This window comes from Rhizobium sp. CB2179 (assembly GCF_057653455.1).
Window position 1 is genome coordinate 2,485,064 of sequence record NZ_CM172781.1, and the last position, 15,736, is coordinate 2,500,799.

At 60.3% G+C, this 15,736-nt stretch carries 19 protein-coding genes and 1 pseudogene; 12 read left to right on the forward strand and 8 right to left on the reverse strand.

What is annotated here, in order from left to right; all coding sequences use genetic code 11:
• Positions 1-76: 76 nt before the first annotated feature.
• Positions 77-952, reverse strand: a complete 876-nt coding sequence (locus tag AC244Q_RS12440) for a bifunctional helix-turn-helix transcriptional regulator/GNAT family N-acetyltransferase (RefSeq protein WP_128406301.1) — start codon at positions 950-952, stop codon at positions 77-79.
• A gap of 146 nt (positions 953-1,098) precedes the next feature.
• Between AC244Q_RS12440 and AC244Q_RS12445 the strand changes: the two genes are divergently transcribed.
• On the forward strand, positions 1,099-1,911 hold the full coding sequence (locus AC244Q_RS12445) for a hypothetical protein (RefSeq protein WP_026157403.1): 813 nt from the start codon (positions 1,099-1,101) through the stop codon (positions 1,909-1,911).
• Between the two features lie 152 nt (positions 1,912-2,063).
• On the opposite strand, the gene AC244Q_RS12450 is transcribed toward AC244Q_RS12445, so the two are convergent.
• Positions 2,064-2,951 (reverse strand): transcriptional regulator GcvA, encoded by an 888-nt coding sequence (locus AC244Q_RS12450; RefSeq protein ID WP_128406300.1) that lies wholly within the window; start codon positions 2,949-2,951, stop codon positions 2,064-2,066.
• 178 nt (positions 2,952-3,129) lie between these two features.
• On the opposite strand from AC244Q_RS12450, the gene AC244Q_RS12455 reads away from it, so the two are divergent.
• Positions 3,130-3,609 carry a VOC family protein gene (locus AC244Q_RS12455; protein ID WP_012757988.1) on the forward strand — a complete coding sequence of 160 codons (480 nt, stop codon included), beginning with the start codon at positions 3,130-3,132 and terminating at the stop codon, positions 3,607-3,609.
• Between the two features lie 43 nt (positions 3,610-3,652).
• A complete protein-coding gene (locus tag AC244Q_RS12460) occupies positions 3,653-4,384 on the forward strand; it encodes an SDR family oxidoreductase (RefSeq protein ID WP_012757989.1) in 732 nt (243 codons plus the stop codon).
• Positions 4,385-4,457: 73 nt separating this feature from the next.
• On the opposite strand, the gene AC244Q_RS12465 is transcribed toward AC244Q_RS12460, so the two are convergent.
• Positions 4,458-4,892: a MarR family winged helix-turn-helix transcriptional regulator gene (locus AC244Q_RS12465; RefSeq protein WP_012757990.1), complete on the reverse strand. Its 435-nt coding sequence runs from the start codon at positions 4,890-4,892 to the stop codon at positions 4,458-4,460.
• 122 nt (positions 4,893-5,014) lie between these two features.
• Between AC244Q_RS12465 and AC244Q_RS12470 the strand changes: the two genes are divergently transcribed.
• Entirely contained in the window at positions 5,015-5,383 is a 369-nt protein-coding gene (locus AC244Q_RS12470) for a hypothetical protein (RefSeq protein ID WP_012757991.1), read from the forward strand.
• Positions 5,384-5,400: 17 nt separating this feature from the next.
• Here AC244Q_RS12470 and AC244Q_RS12475 read toward each other — a convergent pair whose 3' ends face one another.
• Entirely contained in the window at positions 5,401-5,868 is a 468-nt protein-coding gene (locus tag AC244Q_RS12475; protein ID WP_012757992.1) for an Lrp/AsnC family transcriptional regulator, read from the reverse strand.
• A gap of 124 nt (positions 5,869-5,992) precedes the next feature.
• On the opposite strand from AC244Q_RS12475, the gene AC244Q_RS12480 reads away from it, so the two are divergent.
• Entirely contained in the window at positions 5,993-7,204 is a 1,212-nt protein-coding gene (locus tag AC244Q_RS12480; protein WP_012757993.1) for an argininosuccinate synthase, read from the forward strand.
• A 348-nt stretch (positions 7,205-7,552) separates the two neighbouring features.
• Complete coding sequence (locus AC244Q_RS12485) at positions 7,553-7,726, forward strand: hypothetical protein (RefSeq protein WP_012757994.1); 174 nt, start codon at positions 7,553-7,555, stop codon at positions 7,724-7,726.
• Positions 7,727-7,823: 97 nt separating this feature from the next.
• Here the strand turns inward: AC244Q_RS12485 and AC244Q_RS12490 are convergent, their stop codons facing one another.
• Entirely contained in the window at positions 7,824-8,414 is a 591-nt protein-coding gene (locus AC244Q_RS12490) for a TetR/AcrR family transcriptional regulator (protein ID WP_012757995.1), read from the reverse strand.
• Positions 8,415-8,756: 342 nt separating this feature from the next.
• Here AC244Q_RS12490 and AC244Q_RS12495 point away from each other — a divergent pair, with 342 nt between their 5' ends.
• Positions 8,757-9,587 carry a class I SAM-dependent methyltransferase gene (locus tag AC244Q_RS12495; protein ID WP_128406299.1) on the forward strand — a complete coding sequence of 277 codons (831 nt, stop codon included), beginning with the start codon at positions 8,757-8,759 and terminating at the stop codon, positions 9,585-9,587.
• A 41-nt stretch (positions 9,588-9,628) separates the two neighbouring features.
• Here AC244Q_RS12495 and AC244Q_RS12500 read toward each other — a convergent pair.
• Positions 9,629-10,011 (reverse strand): annotated as a pseudogene (locus AC244Q_RS12500) (VOC family protein).
• 252 nt (positions 10,012-10,263) lie between these two features.
• On the opposite strand from AC244Q_RS12500, the gene AC244Q_RS12505 reads away from it, so the two are divergent.
• Genes AC244Q_RS12505 through AC244Q_RS12520 form a run of 4 tightly spaced genes read left to right on the forward strand, consistent with a single transcriptional unit; the run spans position 10,264 to position 11,974 of the window.
• The gene (locus AC244Q_RS12505; protein WP_012757998.1) at positions 10,264-11,040 is read left to right on the forward strand and encodes a phosphodiester glycosidase family protein; all 777 of its coding nucleotides are present in this window, start codon (positions 10,264-10,266) and stop codon (positions 11,038-11,040) included.
• 3 nt (positions 11,041-11,043) lie between these two features.
• Entirely contained in the window at positions 11,044-11,331 is a 288-nt protein-coding gene (locus tag AC244Q_RS12510; RefSeq protein ID WP_041935542.1) for a hypothetical protein, read from the forward strand.
• A gap of 29 nt (positions 11,332-11,360) precedes the next feature.
• Positions 11,361-11,516 (forward strand): hypothetical protein, encoded by a 156-nt coding sequence (locus AC244Q_RS12515; protein WP_244432220.1) that lies wholly within the window; start codon positions 11,361-11,363, stop codon positions 11,514-11,516.
• A gap of 11 nt (positions 11,517-11,527) precedes the next feature.
• Positions 11,528-11,974 (forward strand): LysE family translocator, encoded by a 447-nt coding sequence (locus AC244Q_RS12520; RefSeq protein ID WP_244432221.1) that lies wholly within the window; start codon positions 11,528-11,530, stop codon positions 11,972-11,974.
• A 31-nt stretch (positions 11,975-12,005) separates the two neighbouring features.
• Here the strand turns inward: AC244Q_RS12520 and AC244Q_RS12525 are convergent, their stop codons facing one another.
• Entirely contained in the window at positions 12,006-13,886 is a 1,881-nt protein-coding gene (locus AC244Q_RS12525; protein ID WP_128406298.1) for an ABC transporter ATP-binding protein, read from the reverse strand.
• Positions 13,887-14,056: 170 nt separating this feature from the next.
• Positions 14,057-14,626 carry a YybH family protein gene (locus AC244Q_RS12530; RefSeq protein ID WP_128406297.1) on the reverse strand — a complete coding sequence of 190 codons (570 nt, stop codon included), beginning with the start codon at positions 14,624-14,626 and terminating at the stop codon, positions 14,057-14,059.
• Between the two features lie 85 nt (positions 14,627-14,711).
• Here AC244Q_RS12530 and AC244Q_RS12535 point away from each other — a divergent pair, with 85 nt between their 5' ends.
• On the forward strand, positions 14,712-15,716 hold the full coding sequence (locus tag AC244Q_RS12535) for a LysR family transcriptional regulator (RefSeq protein WP_128406296.1): 1,005 nt from the start codon (positions 14,712-14,714) through the stop codon (positions 15,714-15,716).
• Positions 15,717-15,736: the final 20 nt, after the last annotated feature.

The window sequence follows — 15,736 nt, forward strand, 5'->3', positions numbered from 1 at the left end:
GCCGAACGCCCTGAGCCATGCGAAGGGCCGGGCAGCGGCGCCTCCCCTAATTCGGGCAGCGCAAAGCGAGCGTCACTTAAAGGCGTTTCTCAAAGAACGTGTCCGGGTATGGATCGTCATTGAAACGGTCGATCTCACTCCAGCCGGTTCCACGATAAAGCTGCGTTGCCTCGGGCAGCGCGCTATTCGTATCCAGACGCAGGAGCTTGATGGATAGCTCGCGGGCGATGTTCTCGGCGGCCGTCATAAGGCGCGTTGCGAGCCCAAGACCACGCGCAGACGGGGCGACCCAGAGCCTTTTGATCTCCGCGACCTCGCCGCCATTGCCCTTCAGCCCGACACAGCCGATCGGCAGGCCATCCGACATGGCCACCAGGAATGCACCGTGCGGACGGATCATATCCTTGGCGTCGGGATCGCGAGAAAGCGATACATCGAAACCCTTCTCGAAGCGGCGTGCGAGTTCGCCGTAATATTCGTTCAGACAATAGCTGGCGTCCTCGTGCCGAGGATCTTTCTCCTCGAGCAAGATCTGCTCGCGTCTCAGCGAGGAAGCAACGATATCCATGGCGCGCAGCAGTTCGTCCGGGCGCCGATGGCGCGCCAGAAATGTTTTCGCCTGCGCATTGGAAAGCGCTTCATAAGCCTGAAACTCGGAACGGCCGGTTTCGGTCAATCGGGCAACGCGGCGACGCGCGTCCTGAGGGTTCGGTAGCGTCTCGATCAGACCCTCCTCTTCCAGACTGCGCAGCAGACGGCTCATCAAGCCGGAGTCGAGACCGAGATAATCGCGGATTACCGCAACATCCGATTGCCCCCGGCCGATTGAATTGAGGACGCGGGCAGCACCCAGCGGACGGCCGCGTCCGAGGAAAGACGTACCGAGAGCGCCGACTTCGGAGGTGACGGCACGGTTGAAGCGACGGACACGAGCGACAGGATCGTAAGTCATATTATCTGACTTTAGTCAGCTAATTCCTCCTGTCAATTCTGAGCACTCAAAGGAAGGGCATAAATGAGCTGCGCACTTCCCCGCCATCCGCCTTGCGCAGCAGCATCGCCTCGCCTATGGGATGGCAACGTTCCGAAGGCCTTCCCGTGTTCCGTTTTGCCCTTCACGCCCTGATCGTTCTCATCCTGACGCTGCTGACCCAGATCGGCGGCATCGCCTATCTCGCGGCGCTGGCCGCCTCACGCGCCTCGGGCTTACGGCGGTTTCTGGCAAAGCTTGCGATCTTCCTGCTTTGCTATGCCGGCGCCACCTTTGTCGCGAGCCTCGCCGCGCCGATCTTCGGGCGAGTTCCCATCTCCTGCGTCGCCAACGCCGCGGACAGGCTGGTGGTCCGCTCCCCGATCTATTGCCTGCTGAACCGCAACTACGTCACACCCGAGGTACGCGATCTGGCAAAGGCGCTTGCCGCCCACATGGACAAGGAATTTCCCGGAACCATTACCGTCGCGCTGGATGCGAATTTCCCCTTTGTGAACGGCTTTCCGCTGCTGCCGCACCTGTCGCATGCCGACGGGAAAAAGCTCGACTTCGCCTATTATTACAAGGATGTGGACGGTGCCTTCCTGAATGGCGCCACCCGCTCCCCAATCGGCTATTTCGCCTTCGAGCAACCCGTCCCCGGCGACGAACTACCATGCGAAGGGCGCAACGACTGGCTCACCACCCGCTGGAACTTCGATGCGCTGCAGTCTCTGTTTCCGGCCTATCGGATCGAGGAGCAGCGTACGTCGGCCGCGATCGGCTGGTTGACGAGCGAAGGTGTGACGCGCTTCGGCCTGCAGAAGATCTTCATCGAGCCGCATCTGAAGAACGCGCTTGGGATCACCGATGGCCATATCCGCTTTCAAGGCTGCCGCGCCGCCCGCCACGACGACCATATTCATATCCAGGTCGACTAGTGGCCGCATCTGAGGAACGTAGCCGTGCCATATAGATCGCCGTCGTCATGTTGCATTCGACGCATCCGTCAAATCGGGATGCGGCTATGGCTTCCAAGGCATCGAGCAACAATTCAAAGTGCGACAGCCAAGGCCCTGTTGCACCCGGCATCTCAAGAATGACTGATTTCGGCAAGCAGCCAATCACGAAATGCCTTCACCTTGCGCTGGTGAATTGCGCGCGGCGGATAGACCACGAAATACTGCGACGCGGATGTCAGTGCCTGCCTGAAGGGTCTGACCAGCCGACCCGCGGCAAGGTCGGCAGAGACTAGCATCGTGCGCCCCAGGACCACGCCTTCCCCCTGCACGGCGGATTCGACGGCGAAGGTGGCAGAGTCGAAGGTCAGGCCGCTCTTCGGATCGACATCCCTGACATCGGCACTGCGCAGCCAGGTCGCCCAGTCGATGGGGAAACCATCGTGAATGAGGGTGTGATGCTTCAGATCGCCAGGTGCTCGCAGGGGGTGTGCGCCCTCCAGAAGCCTTGGGCTGCAGACGGGAAAGACCTCTTCGCCGGTCAGAAATTCCGATGTGAGCCCAGGATATTCGCCTCCGCCATAGCGGATTGCGATGTCGATGCCGTCGGCGAGGAAGGTCGTCAGCCGGCCTGTCGTCGATATCCGCACATCGATGTCGCGGTTGGCCTGATGGAAACGATAGAGCCGCGGCACCAGCCACCGGCCGGCAAATCCGTCTGACGTGCTGACATTGAGCGTCTTGTCCAAATGGCGGGCCGATGCGGATTTCGTCGCCGCCGCCAACAGATCGAGCGCTTCGCGGACCGACTGCGCATAAGGCTCTCCAATGGCGGTCAGACGGACCGACCGCGTTCCCCTTTCGAACAGTTGCACGTCGAGTTGCTCCTCGAGGTGCTTGATCGCCCTGCTGATCGCGCCATGCGTCACGTTCAGTTCGTCGGCGGCCCGGGAAAAGCTCAGATGGCGCGCGGCCGCCTCAAAGCTCGGCAGGGCGTTCAGCGGCGGCAATCGTCTCGGCATAGCTCGGCTCATTTGTGAGTTTTGATCACAGATCATTGCCGAAATCTGGTTTGTCGTCCAGCCATGCGCTTCATATGTTCTGGATGAGCGCCGCGTCTCGTTACGAGACGACATCGGCGCCAACGAGACGATCTGTGATTTCCTATCACCTATATCCGATGTTGCGGAGCAACCGACCATGGCAACGATTTTCCCCTTCCTCTGGTTCAACACCCAGGCTGAAGAAGCCCGCGATTTTTATCTCTCTGTCTTCAGAAACGCGAAGAAACTCGGCTCCACGGAGGTGCCGGACTGGGTCTCAGGAACGAACCGCACTGTGCCAATCGCCACCTACGATTTCGCGCTCGAAGACCTCAGGCTCAGGACATTCAACGCAGGCCCCGGCGACGGCTTCAACGACGCCGTCTCGTTCTTCATCGAAACCAGGGATCAGGCCGAGACCGACTATTACTGGGAAGCGTTGACATCGCGCGGTGGCTCGGAGCGGGCCTGCGGCTGGCTGCGGGACAAATTCGGCGTCAATTGGCAGGTCTGCCCGGAGATCACGCTCCGCCTTATCGGCGATCCCGACCGCAAGAAAGCGGAGCGGACGCTCCAGGCCATGTACAAAATGCAGAAGATCATCATCGCCGATCTTGAAGCGGCCTATGCCGGCTAGATGCCGTCCACGCTCCGAACCTCATCAGCAAACGAGAGCAGCCATGACCTCGCTCACAGGAAAAACCATTATTATTTTCGGCGGTAGTTCTGGCATCGGCCTCGGCGTTGCCGCGGCCACTCTCGAACGCGGCGCCAATGTCGTCATCGCCGGGCGCTCCGAGGAAAAACTGCAGGCTGCGGAAGAAGAGCTCGGCGGGCCTCCCCACCTGCGAAGCTTTGCCGCCGATCTCGAGCGGGAGGCCGATCTCACTCGCCTCTTCGAGACGGTTGGGGAGTTCGACCACCTCGTTACCACGGCCGGCACGCCGCCGCCGGGCGCACCGATCGAAGCCCTCGACCTCGACGTCATCAGGCGCTTCGTCGACAACAAGCTGATCGGCACCATCGCCCTCGCCAAGCATGCATCGCCATATCTCAAGCGTGGCGGGTCGATGACGATTACCTCGGGGATCAACAAGGATCGGCCGCCCGTACCGGGCGGAGCGGTCGTGGCGGCGATTGCCGGTTCATTCAGCTACTTCGCCCACGGCCTGGCCCTCGAACTTGCGCCTTCGCGGGTCAACGTCGTCTCCCCCGGCTGGGTGGATACCCCAATGTGGGATGTACTCGTCGGAAGCGCCAAATCCGGCTATCTCAAGGACATGGCCGGGCGCCTGCCCGCAGGCCGCATCGCCACCCTCGCCGATGTCGCCAGCGCCTACATCTACCTCATGGAGAGCGATTTCACGACCGGCGAGACGATCCATGTGGATGGCGGTCAAAGACTGATCTAGCCGGGATGAACCGCTCTCATCTCTATGCGATCGTCTAGGGAGTGCGGTAAACGGCAATCGGTCCCGAACCCCGTCACCCCTCTCCTTCGGTCTTGGCAAGCAGCCTGGCCAGTTCTTCGAGCTCTCCGGTCGAAAGGTGCCGGAGTTCCGCCGGCGGGCGATAATGCTCCGTCAAAAGCTCATCCTTGGTGGCCGCGCCCTTGCCGGTCAGCCGTACCAGCTTGACGCGGCGGTCACGTTCCGGGGTTACGCGTTCGGCAAGACCCGCACGCTCCAGCCGGTCGACCAGCCATGTCGCGGTCGAGGCGTCGCACCCCCATTGGCGGGCAAGCATGCTGATCGGCTCCCCCTCGTCGTGCAAGGTGAACAGAGCCCTGGAATCGTTTGGCGTCAGCCCCCTCGCCTGAAGGCTTTCCAGCCGCTGTGGCGCCGATTTCATCAAGAGATCGAACATCATCCGCCACGCCGAGGCGGCGGCTTTGGCATGGCGGTCGGAGGCAGAAGGCATCAAATATCCTCACAACACACTTGAAAAATAGTTTTATTACTCAAATTATCGTATCAATCAAACCTTATCGGCGACTTCCCCGGAAAGTCCATTGGGCGTCCACCTTGCTACGGAGCCATGCCATGCGTTCAGCTGTCGCCATCCTCTTCCTGATCGAAACCTGTCTTTATGCCATTGCCTCGCTCACCCATGCCGGGTTCGTCCTAGAAGGACACGAACACCGGCAGGCGATGATTGCCGAAGCGGTGATATCAGCGGTACTCCTTCTCGGCCTGATCTCGCTCGGCCTTGACCGATCATGGAGCCGAACGGCTGCGATCTTCGCCCAGTCCTTCGCCCTCCTCGGCACCATCGTCGGCGCCTTCACCATCGCCGTCGGCGTCGGCCCGCAAACCAACCTCGATTACATCACCCATACCGTGATGATCCTGCTCCTGGTCACTGGCCTCGTCTGGCTGGCAAGGAGCCGGAGCGCCTCTTCTCTCGGATAGGGATCGGGCCACGACGCCTATCTCAACGGCAGTTCGAAGCTTCGCTTCAGCGTTTCCATCGGCACCTCGGTCTTGACGCTGAGGACGCTCGGAATGCGCGTCAAGTGATCGGCCTGAAAACGCCAATAGCTATGCAGATCGGCGGTGACGATCCGAAGCACGGCGTCGCATTCCCCTGTCGTCAAGTAGCATTCCATCACCTCGGGAAACCGCCTGACGGCTTCGGCGAAGCGGAGGGTGACCTCGGCATCCTGGGTCTTGAACCAGACGCGGGCAAAAACCGTCAGCCCCGCCCCGACTTTTGCAGGGTCCAGCACGGCGACGTAGCGATCGATGATCCCGGCCTCCTCCAGCAGCCGAACGCGACGCAGGCACGGTGACGGCGACAGGCCTACCTCCTTTGCCAGATCGACGTTCGAAATACGCCCGTCACGCTGAAGCACACGCAGGATATGGCGGTCGATCGGGTCCAGGATGACTGGCATTTCATAGCTCCAATTCATACTGTAGTGGCATGATATGCTAAACTCTTGCAATTTCCCGGATGCTTCGCAAGCTCATTGCGCAGGACTTGGCCTATCGTTCCAGCATCGAGATGGAGATGGGTAAATGACGAAGATAGAGAAAATTGTGCTTTCTTATTCGGGCGGGCTGGATACCTCGATCATCCTCAAATGGCTGCAGGAGACCTACGGATGCGAGGTGGTGACGTTCACCGCCGATCTCGGCCAGGGCGAGGAGCTCGAGCCGGCGCGGGCCAATGCGGAGATGGTGGGAGTCAAGGACATCCGCATCGTCGATCTGCGCGAGGAGTTCGTCAGCGACTTCGTCTTTCCGATGCTGCGGGCGAACGCGCTCTATGAGGGGCAGTACCTGCTGGGCAGTTCCATCGCACGGCCGCTGATTGCCAAGCATCTGGTCGGCATAGCCCGGGAGGTTGGCGCCGACGCCGTTGCCCACGGCGCGACCGGCAAGGGCAATGATCAGATCCGGTTCGAGCTGGCGGTCAATGCGCTCGACCCGTCGATTAAGGTCATTGCTCCCTGGCGCCAATGGAACATCCGCTCCCGCATGCAGCTTCTGGAATATGCCGAGAAGCATCATATCCCGGTGCCGAGCGACAAGCGCGGCGAAGCGCCGTTCTCGATCGACGCCAACCTGCTGCACACCTCGACCGAAGGCAAGATTCTCGAAAATCCGGCGGAGGTCGCGCCCGATCATGTCTATCAGCGCACGGTCGATCCCGTCGACGCGCCCGACACACCCGAGATCGTCACCATCGGCTTCGATTGGGGCGATCCGGTTTCCGTCAACGGCAAGTCCATGACACCGGCCGCATTGCTGACCGAGCTCAATGGACTGGGCGGCCGGCATGGCATCGGGCGGCTCGATCTGGTCGAAAACCGCTTCATCGGCATGAAGTCGAGGGGAATATACGAAACGCCGGGAGGCACGATCCTGCTCACGGCACATCGCGGCATTGAATCGATCACGCTCGACCGCGCCGCCGCCCATCTGAAGGACGAGATCATGCCCCGCTACGCCGAGCTGATCTACAATGGTTTCTGGTTCGCTCCCGAGCGGGAAATGCTGCAAGCCCTGATCGACCACAGCCAGGCTTTCGTCAGCGGCGAAGTGACGCTCAGGCTCTACAAGGGAAGCGCCTCGGTCATCTCCCGCGCCTCCCCCTGCTCCCTCTACTCCGCCGACCTCGTCACCTTCGAAGAAAGCACCATCGCCTTCGATCATCACGACGCGGAAGGTTTCATCAGGCTCAACGGATTGCGGCTCAGGAGCTGGGTCGCCCGCAACGGCAGATGACCGCCCGATCTTACGGCAGCCAGCGCACTCAACGCTCACGACGCTCCAAACGCCTTCACTTCGACCGGCAGGAACCGGACGAAACGAGCGGTTCGGATCCCAATAAGCTGCGAGGGTCAGATGGGCGGATAGGTCAATGCCCACATTGACGGCATCTTCCCTCGCGGTTGGCCGAAGCAGTCCAGGCATCCATGGAGAAGCCCCGAATCCAATTTCAAACGATTTTTAAAATAGCCACTCCGAAAGCTAATCGATTTTAATTTTATCGTTAAAATTTTCTTGTTGCAGCGCAAAAGAATTTAGACATTAATTTTTGCAGATGCTCAGTTTATTCGTTGGAGAACTCGCATGACTGTGACATTTCCGCTAACCGAAAAGCGCGACGCCGAGACATTGCTGAAACACTTGACGTCGCACAATCTCAGCGTTCCGGGAAACTGCGTCGTGTCGCTCAAGGCGCAGGTCGCCCAGGTCTCATCCTCTCATACGACCGCGCTCGGCACCGCCCGTACCGCCTGGTAGCGATTGAATGTCCCGGCATCGCCGTCGACAATAGGATCGAAGCGATCCTGGCTGGATCGCCCATGCGGGATGGATGAAACCCGAGCGCGTCGATAGCCTATCTCGCGGCAGGCAACCCCATGCCGGCGAGCTTCAGGATATCCTCGACCTTGGCGTCGGGATCGGCGCCGGGTTCGACCTGGCCGTCTATCATCAGCAAGGCGAGGCCATGCGTCAGCGACCAGAGAAAGAGCGCGGCGTTCGGCACGTCCTCGGGCGTCAGCCGCTTTTCCAGGTCGTCCTTCATCTGCCGGTAGACCTGCATCCGCAAGGCGCGTATCGCCTCATTTCCTTTGGAATAGGCCTGAAAGCCCTCCCCGAACATCAGCCGGTAGAGACCGGGATTCGCGCGGGCAAAGGCGACATAGGCGATGCCGCCGGCGAGCAGATTGCGTCGAGGACCGGCTAGCGCGGCATCGATGCTTTCGCTGAGTTCGGCAAACCCTTGTTCGGCGAGTGCTGCCGCGATGGCGTCCAGGCTGTTAAAATAATGGTATGCCGCCGGAGCCGAGACGCCGGCACGACGGCCGATCTCCCGCATGCTCAGCGCAGTCGGGCCTCCCTCCTCCAGCAGCGCCCGCGCCACGGACAGCAGCGTGGGGCGCAAATTGCCGTGATGATAGCGGGTCAATCCGTCGTGCGTGGCCATGTCTCGATCTAATCTTTACAGTGTTAAAATCATGCTCTAGTCTGCCTCCCATGACAAGGGCATGATGATAGGAGATCGCGATTGGGGGCTGTATCCTCCAACGTCCCTCATTGGGCGGCATCCCCAATGCCTTCATTTTTTTGGGCGCGCGGCATCCTCCAATCCACCTCATCCTGAAGGGCGAAGCCTCGAAGGACACGCTCAACACTACTTCTTGCATGCATCCGACGCCCGCCTCGCCCTTCGAGGCCCTGCGGTCACCTCAAAGTGAGGCTCTCCTGGGCGCCGCGTCCCGGCACTGACAAGGTTTACAAACCAAGGTTTACAGAGAAAGAGGCCTTCATGCGAGCATCCGAACCAAGCCGCACCGCGATGGGTGCGGCAGCCTATCGAGCAGCACACCAGCGTGTGGATGGCGGCGCCATTTTCTTTGACCCCTACGCCCGCCGCATCCTCGGCGAGGCGGCCTGCGCCGAGGCCGATCTGAAAGCGCAGGACCCCGCCACGCGATCCTTTCGCCTGTTCGTGGCGGCGCGAAGCCGATATGCCGAAGACTGCCTTGACCTCTCCGTCGCAAGGGGCGACAAGCAAGCCGTCATCCTCGGCGCCGGGCTCGACACCTTTGCACTGCGCAATCCCCATGCCGGCCTGAAGGTCTTCGAAGTCGATCATCCCGCCACGCAGAGCTGGAAGCAGATGCGGCTCAGCGAGACCGGACTGACGCAAAGCCTGCCGACATTCGTTCCCGTCGATTTCGAACATGAGGATTTGAAAACGCGTCTCGTCGATTCCGGCTTCGAGCCCGAAGCACCGTCTTTCTTCATCTGGCTTGGCGTCGTGCCATATCTCACGGAGGCGTCGGTCTTTACGCTGTTGCGCTTCGTCGCCAGCCTGCCGAGCGCATCCATCGTCTTCGACTACGGTGAACCCCTCGAAAACTATTCGCCCGAACGCCGTGCCCGCGCCGCGGAAATGGGCGCGCGCACGGCCGCGGCCGGCGAGCCATGGCTGACGCACTTCGATCCCGAGGATCTTGCGAACCGATTGCTGAGCCTGGGCTTCACATCTCTGGAGGATATCGGCCCGACCGAAATGGCAAAACGCTTCTTCGGTCTGCCCCGGGATGCGCCGGACCGCGGCGCCGGTCCCCGCATCATATTCGCCGGGAAATAGGGAAATCCCCGAGATGTCGAGTTGCTGCAATCGAGCTGGCCTCAGCTGTCGTAGACGACAGCAATCTTGTTTCCGGCCGGTCACGCACATAAGCGGAATACCAGTTCGGCCCGTAGTGCGGACGTAAACCAGGCGCGCCGTCGTCCGTTCCGCCGTTTGTCAAGGCAGCATCGTAAAAAGCGTTCACCTCGGCATGGGACTTGGCCATGAAACCAACCATCGAGCCATTTCCGGCGCTCGCCGGTTCGCCGTTGAACGGCGTGCAAACCCATAGAACGAAACCGTCACCCTTCCCGCCTTCGGAATAGGCGCTCCATCCGGGAAATTCCCCATGTTTGCTCCACCCGATCGTTGCCAAGGTCGCATCATAAAAGCCATTCGATTTGACGGAATCGATTGCGCCGACGGTTGCGTAGACACGCATGGTCTTCCCTTTTGCTGCTCCAAGATCGGGTGAATTCACATTGCAAACATGAGAACATAAAAAGAACACCCGATTGAGGTCATGCGAAAAATTAGCGGATCGCTGCAGCAGGTCGAAAACTAACTAGGGCGGCGATAGTGGATCTCTTTGCTACCTGCGAGCTCGAAACCCCTCCCCACTCGCCGCACCAAACTATTGCAATCTCATAGATAAACGCTTCATTGGCGATATATGAACGAGAGTCCTGCACCAATGACCCATCTCAAACATGGCATACTCGCCGCGGCCATCATGCTGGCAGCAACGATGACATACCCGCATCCGGCGCATGCGCAACCGTGTGAGCAGGAAAGCTTCGAAGAGGCGAAATACGTTGTCTGTGCGCTTGAACCAGGTAAAGCCGACCTGCGATTGTTCTGGAAGAATGCCGATGGCGCGCCATATCGCGCTTTTTCAAGCCTAGCCGAAGCCGTTCACGCCGAGGGGCGAATGCTGGCTTTCGCCGTCAACGCCGGGATGTACCGGGTCGATTTTTCCCCGATGGGGCTTTACGTTGAGAACAGCAGGGAATTGCAGCCCGCCAATACGACAAAGGCCGAAAGCTCCTCGGGCCAGGTACCGAATTTCTATAGGAAGCCGAACGGCATATTTTTTCTGAGTGAAGCAAGCGCCGGCATACTCCCGACCGATGAATTTCTGAAGCATCGCCCCAAAGTGCGGTTCGCCACGCAATCCGGCCCGATGCTTGTCATCGCTAACAAACTGAACCCGATCTTCATCGTCGGATCGACGGACCGGACCCGCCGCAGCGGTGTCGGCGTCTGCGACGGTGGCGCGGTTCGTTTCGCGATCAGCGAAGACGGGGTGAATTTCCACGATTTTGCACGGCTCTTCCGCGACCATCTGAAATGCCCCGACGCCTTGTTTCTCGATGGCGGACGCGGTGTCGGACTTTACAATCCCGAAATGGGCCGCAACGACCGATCCTGGCACGGCGGCTACGGCCCTATCTTCGGGCTCGTCGAATAGCGCATGAGGGAATCCGCTTTCAGCCGGACCTGGCATCTCATCAGTTTGCCTTCGGAACCGAAGCGGGAGGTCGCCGTTACCAGGGGACGGATGGTGCCATCGTGGTCGCGCCTGCCCGACCTGCTCGACGGATTGATCATGACCACCCTGCCCCCGTTTCCCTTCCCGGCAATAGGCAGGACGGTCGCCGCCATCGTCAAGGGGTGCGGCGATGGAGAAGGTGCCAATCCCGTACGCGGATGCATCATGCTTGGGAGGGCGAGCCTTTCAAAAACCGCCTGCTTCGCATAGGCTCCCGGCCTGCAAAATAGGAAAGCCGGATGGAATACATCGATTCACTCGCCTTGCTCGTCAGCGTCTACATCGTCTCCCTCGTCAGCCCCGGACCGAATTTCATCATCGTCACCAACACAAGCATGACGGTATCACGCGCCGCCGGGCTCTTTGCGGGTCTCGGCTTGCGTTCGCATCCCTGACCTGGGCCGTCATGGCGATGGCGGGGCTTGGCTTTCTGCTGACGCATTTCGATTGGCTGCATGTGACGTTGCAGGTGGTCGGCGCGCTGTATCTGATCTGGCTGGGCCTGAAGATGATCCGCGGCGCGGCCAAGCCGTTGAAGACGACGGGGCCGACCGAAGTCACATGGCGCTCCGCGATGCGCCTCGCTTACGTCGTCAGCATGACCAATCCGAAATCAGTGGCTTTCTTCGGAAGTATCTTTGCGCTTGTCATCCCTGCACATGCGCCGATCTGGCTCTATTGCGTCATCGCCCTGACCTGCTTCCTTCTTTCGGCCCTCTGGTATTGCGGCCTGGCCTTTTTCTTTTCGAACCCGCGCGTTTCCGCCAGCTTCCTGCGGTTCAAGGCCGGCATCGAGCGCGTGATGAGCGCCGCCCTGATCCTCATCGGCAGTCGCCTGCTCCTAGCCCGCTGATGTTATCCCGGTTTACGTGAGGACCAGCCACTCAGGTCGCAGGCGAGGCCGGCAAGGGCTCATCGATATCTTCAGGAATGAAACCACCGGTCTGGCGTTTCCATAGGCGCGCGAACAAGCCGTCTTGTTCGACCAGTTCGTCCGGCCTGCCCTCCTCCACGATGCGCCCGTGATCGATCACGACGATCCGGTCCATTCTGGCGATGGTCGACAGCCGGTGGGCGATGGCGATCACCGTCTTTCCCTCCATGACGAGGTTGAGCCTTTCCTGGATGGCGGCTTCGGATTCGCTGTCGAGGGCGGAGGTCGCCTCGTCGAGCACCAGGATCGGCGCGTCCTTCAGGAGAACGCGGGCGATGGCTACGCGCTGGCGCTGGCCGCCTGACAGTTTGATGCCGCGGTCGCCGACGAAGGCCTCGTAGCCCTTGCGGCCTTCGCCGTCGGAAAGATCGGCGATGAAGACATCGGCACTCGCCATCTTCGCCACCGCTTCGATCTCGTCCTTCGTCGCCTCCGGCCGGCCGTAACGGATATTGTCGCCGACCGAACGGTGCAGCAGCGCGACGTCCTGCGCGATGACCCCGATGGCGCGGCGAAGGCTCGCCTGGGTGACGGCGCGGATATCCTGCCCGTCGATGAAGATCGCACCATCCTCTATGTCGTAAAAACGCAGCAGCAGGCTCACCAGCGTCGTCTTACCGGCACCGGAGAGGCCGACGAGCCCTACCTTTTCGCCGGGCCGAACCGTCAGCGACAGGTCATCGATAACAGGCTTGCCGGACTTGTAGGCGAAGCGGACATTTTCGAAACGGATTTCACCACGCTCGACCACGAGGTTCTTCGCATCCGTCCGGTCGATGATAGTGGGCGGTGTCGTCATAACAGGCATGGCATCCTTGATCGTGCCGATCGCCTGGAAGATCTGTTGGCCCATTTGCAGGAAGGTGAAGGTGTGGCCGGACAGCCGTTGGAGGACATAGACGGCGCCGGTAAATTCGCCGATCGTCACGAACCCCTCGACGAGGCCGGTAAAGCCGATCGACAGAACGGATAGCCAGTGCAGCACGTTGAGGACGACGACCGTCAGCTCAGCTGTGCGATAAATGCGTTGTTCGCTTTGCTGCGTCTCGATCGACTTGCCGATAATACCGCGGATGGTGCCCGCCTCGCTTTCTTCGGCGGCGAACTGCTTGACCATCTGCATGTTGGTGTAGAGATCGGTGATGGCGCCGGCGATCAGGCTGCGCCGCTTGGCGGAGCGGCGAGCGCGCTCGGTAAAGATCGGTGCCAGCCTGACGGCGAGCAGGACGTTGAGCGTGATCCAGATGACGGTCGGCACGGCGAGTTGCCAGGACAAGGCGCTGAGTAGGATTACGGAGCCCACCATCTGCATCAGGAAGCGTGGAATGGACTGGAAGGCGGAAATGAGTTGCTGCTGGACAGCAGAGGCCACCTGCTGCAGGCGCGAGGCGACCTGGCCGGCGTAGAGATCATGGAAGAAGCCGAGATCCTGCCGCTCCACCGCCTTGTGGCCCTGCCACTGGATGGCGGCCGGCATGCCGATGCCGAGCGTATGCGAAGTCAGCGTGTTGACGAGGAACGAGGCGATCGGGATGGCCGGAAAGAGCAGCAGGCCGAGGAAGGTCAGCAGCGGCCATTCACTCGCCAGGAAAGCGGATGCACCCTGTTGCGTAACACCGTCGACGATGACCGACAGCCCCCAGACAATGCTTAGATTCATGGCCTCGTTCGCCATGGTGCAAAGCGTCACCACAATCAGCACGCCGCGAAACATCGAGATGAAATGCAGGAGCACTGCCACCGGCCCCTTGGACGGCAGTGGCCGGTAGGGAATATCGAGCGGCCGGATCAGGCTTTCGAAAGGACGATAGATCGCATCTGAAATCGACATGGGCCACTCGGATTAAAATCGGGAGGAGGCGTGGACTCAGCTACGCAAGGTCGCAGAAAACCATCTCCAGACTGCAATCTCAATTATAAATTTCAGAAAATCTATGAAAGGGGCGTTGCCGCGAGAGCCCGGTCCACGGCAAGTCGATCGTTTTCAAATCCGGACGGACATCATTCGGCTCGGGCCAGGGCTGCGGCCTGTTCCAGCGAGATCTTCCTAACCAGGGGGTCGGCATGACGGTGGGCGAGCCGCCAATCTGATCCATGCCGGCGATAGACCTGAGTGACGCGCAGCGACCAGTTCTGGTCCGGCAGGCCGCCTACCTCACCATGCTGGCGCTCGATCATCACCAATACGATCAGGTCGCCGCTGACATAGGACTTTTCCACCTCCAGGGTTCCGCCGCCATTGCGGAAGAACCGGGCGAGCTCGGCCAGACGCTCCGGACTGTCGTCGAAGCCATGGCTCGCCGGACCACCGAAGGGCTGCATCAGGGTGAAATCGTCATCGAGCCGGATGAGGCTCGCCCACCGTGTCATGTCGCCGGCCATGAAAGCCGCCGCCTGTTGTTCTGTGCGGCTGATGATGTCTGGCAATGCCTGATCGGATGTCGGGGCGGCATGCGCGACGCGCCCTGTCGCGGCGATCGCCATTGCCAGAGCGGCTCGACGGGAAATGCTTTTGGACTCGCGCACGGGCTCATCGTCGCCAAGCGATGTTTTATTCTTAAATGGGGACATGGGGTCTTCCTGTCGGTGGCTGCCGTTGGATGGTCGTTATCTCCCACTTTCAGGGTAATGAATCCAATGATATGATTTCAGCAATATGCTGAACCACATTGATCTATCCAGAATCGACCTCAACCTGCTCGTGCTGTTCGAGACTGTCATGGAGGAGCGCCATGTCGGGCGTTCGGGGCAGCGGTTGAACCTCTCGCCATCCGCGATCAGTCACGGCCTTAGCCGGCTGCGCATGCTGCTGGGTGACCCGCTTTTTCTTAAAACACCGAAGGGCGTCGTTCCGACAGATCGGGCCGAAGAACTTGCGGCACCCATCGCCGATATATTGGCGCGTGTTCGCAGCGTGGTGGCGACAGCGGAGCCATTCGATCCAGCCCACTCTCAGCGACGATTTACGATCGGCGCGCCGGATGGCGTTTCGTCTGTGTTTCTACCGCCATTGCTCGACCTGCTGGCCAAGTTCGCTCCCGGCATCGCAATCAGCATCCGGCAATTGCTGCCCAAACAGGGCGAGCCATCGCCTGATCTGGCTTGGCGCGATGCGCTAGCCGCGTTGGAAGCCCGTGACATGGACATTGCCATCATTCCTCAGGCCGAGTTTCCAATCCGCTTTGCAAGCCTGCTGCTCTACGAGGAGGATTTTGTCATCGCTGCCCGTCAGTGCCACCCTTTTCTGATAGATCAGACCCTGGCCACCTACTGCGCCGCGCAGCACCTTGTGGTCTCGCATCTGGGCGATACACATGGCTTTGTCGACAATCTGTTGGCCAGCCATGGATGCTCCAGGCGGGTGGCGCTGACGGTGCCGAACTTCATGCTCGCGCTCGCCGTGCTTGCGGAGACCGATTTTATCTCGGCCTTGCCACGCCGTTTCGTCGAAATGCATGCCGCGCGGTTCGGCGTCGTCAGCGTCAATCCTCCCCTGCCACTCGGACGCTTCGCCATAAACGCGACTGCGCCAAAGGCGGCAATACGTGACGAAGGCGTGGCCTGGCTGGTAAGACTCCTGCAGGCATCCATGGATAACGCGATAGATAAAACCCGAGCTCACAGCGGAAGTCGTCCGGCCCGGAGAAAGGCAGGCACTTGAGCCGCCGATAGCATAAGACC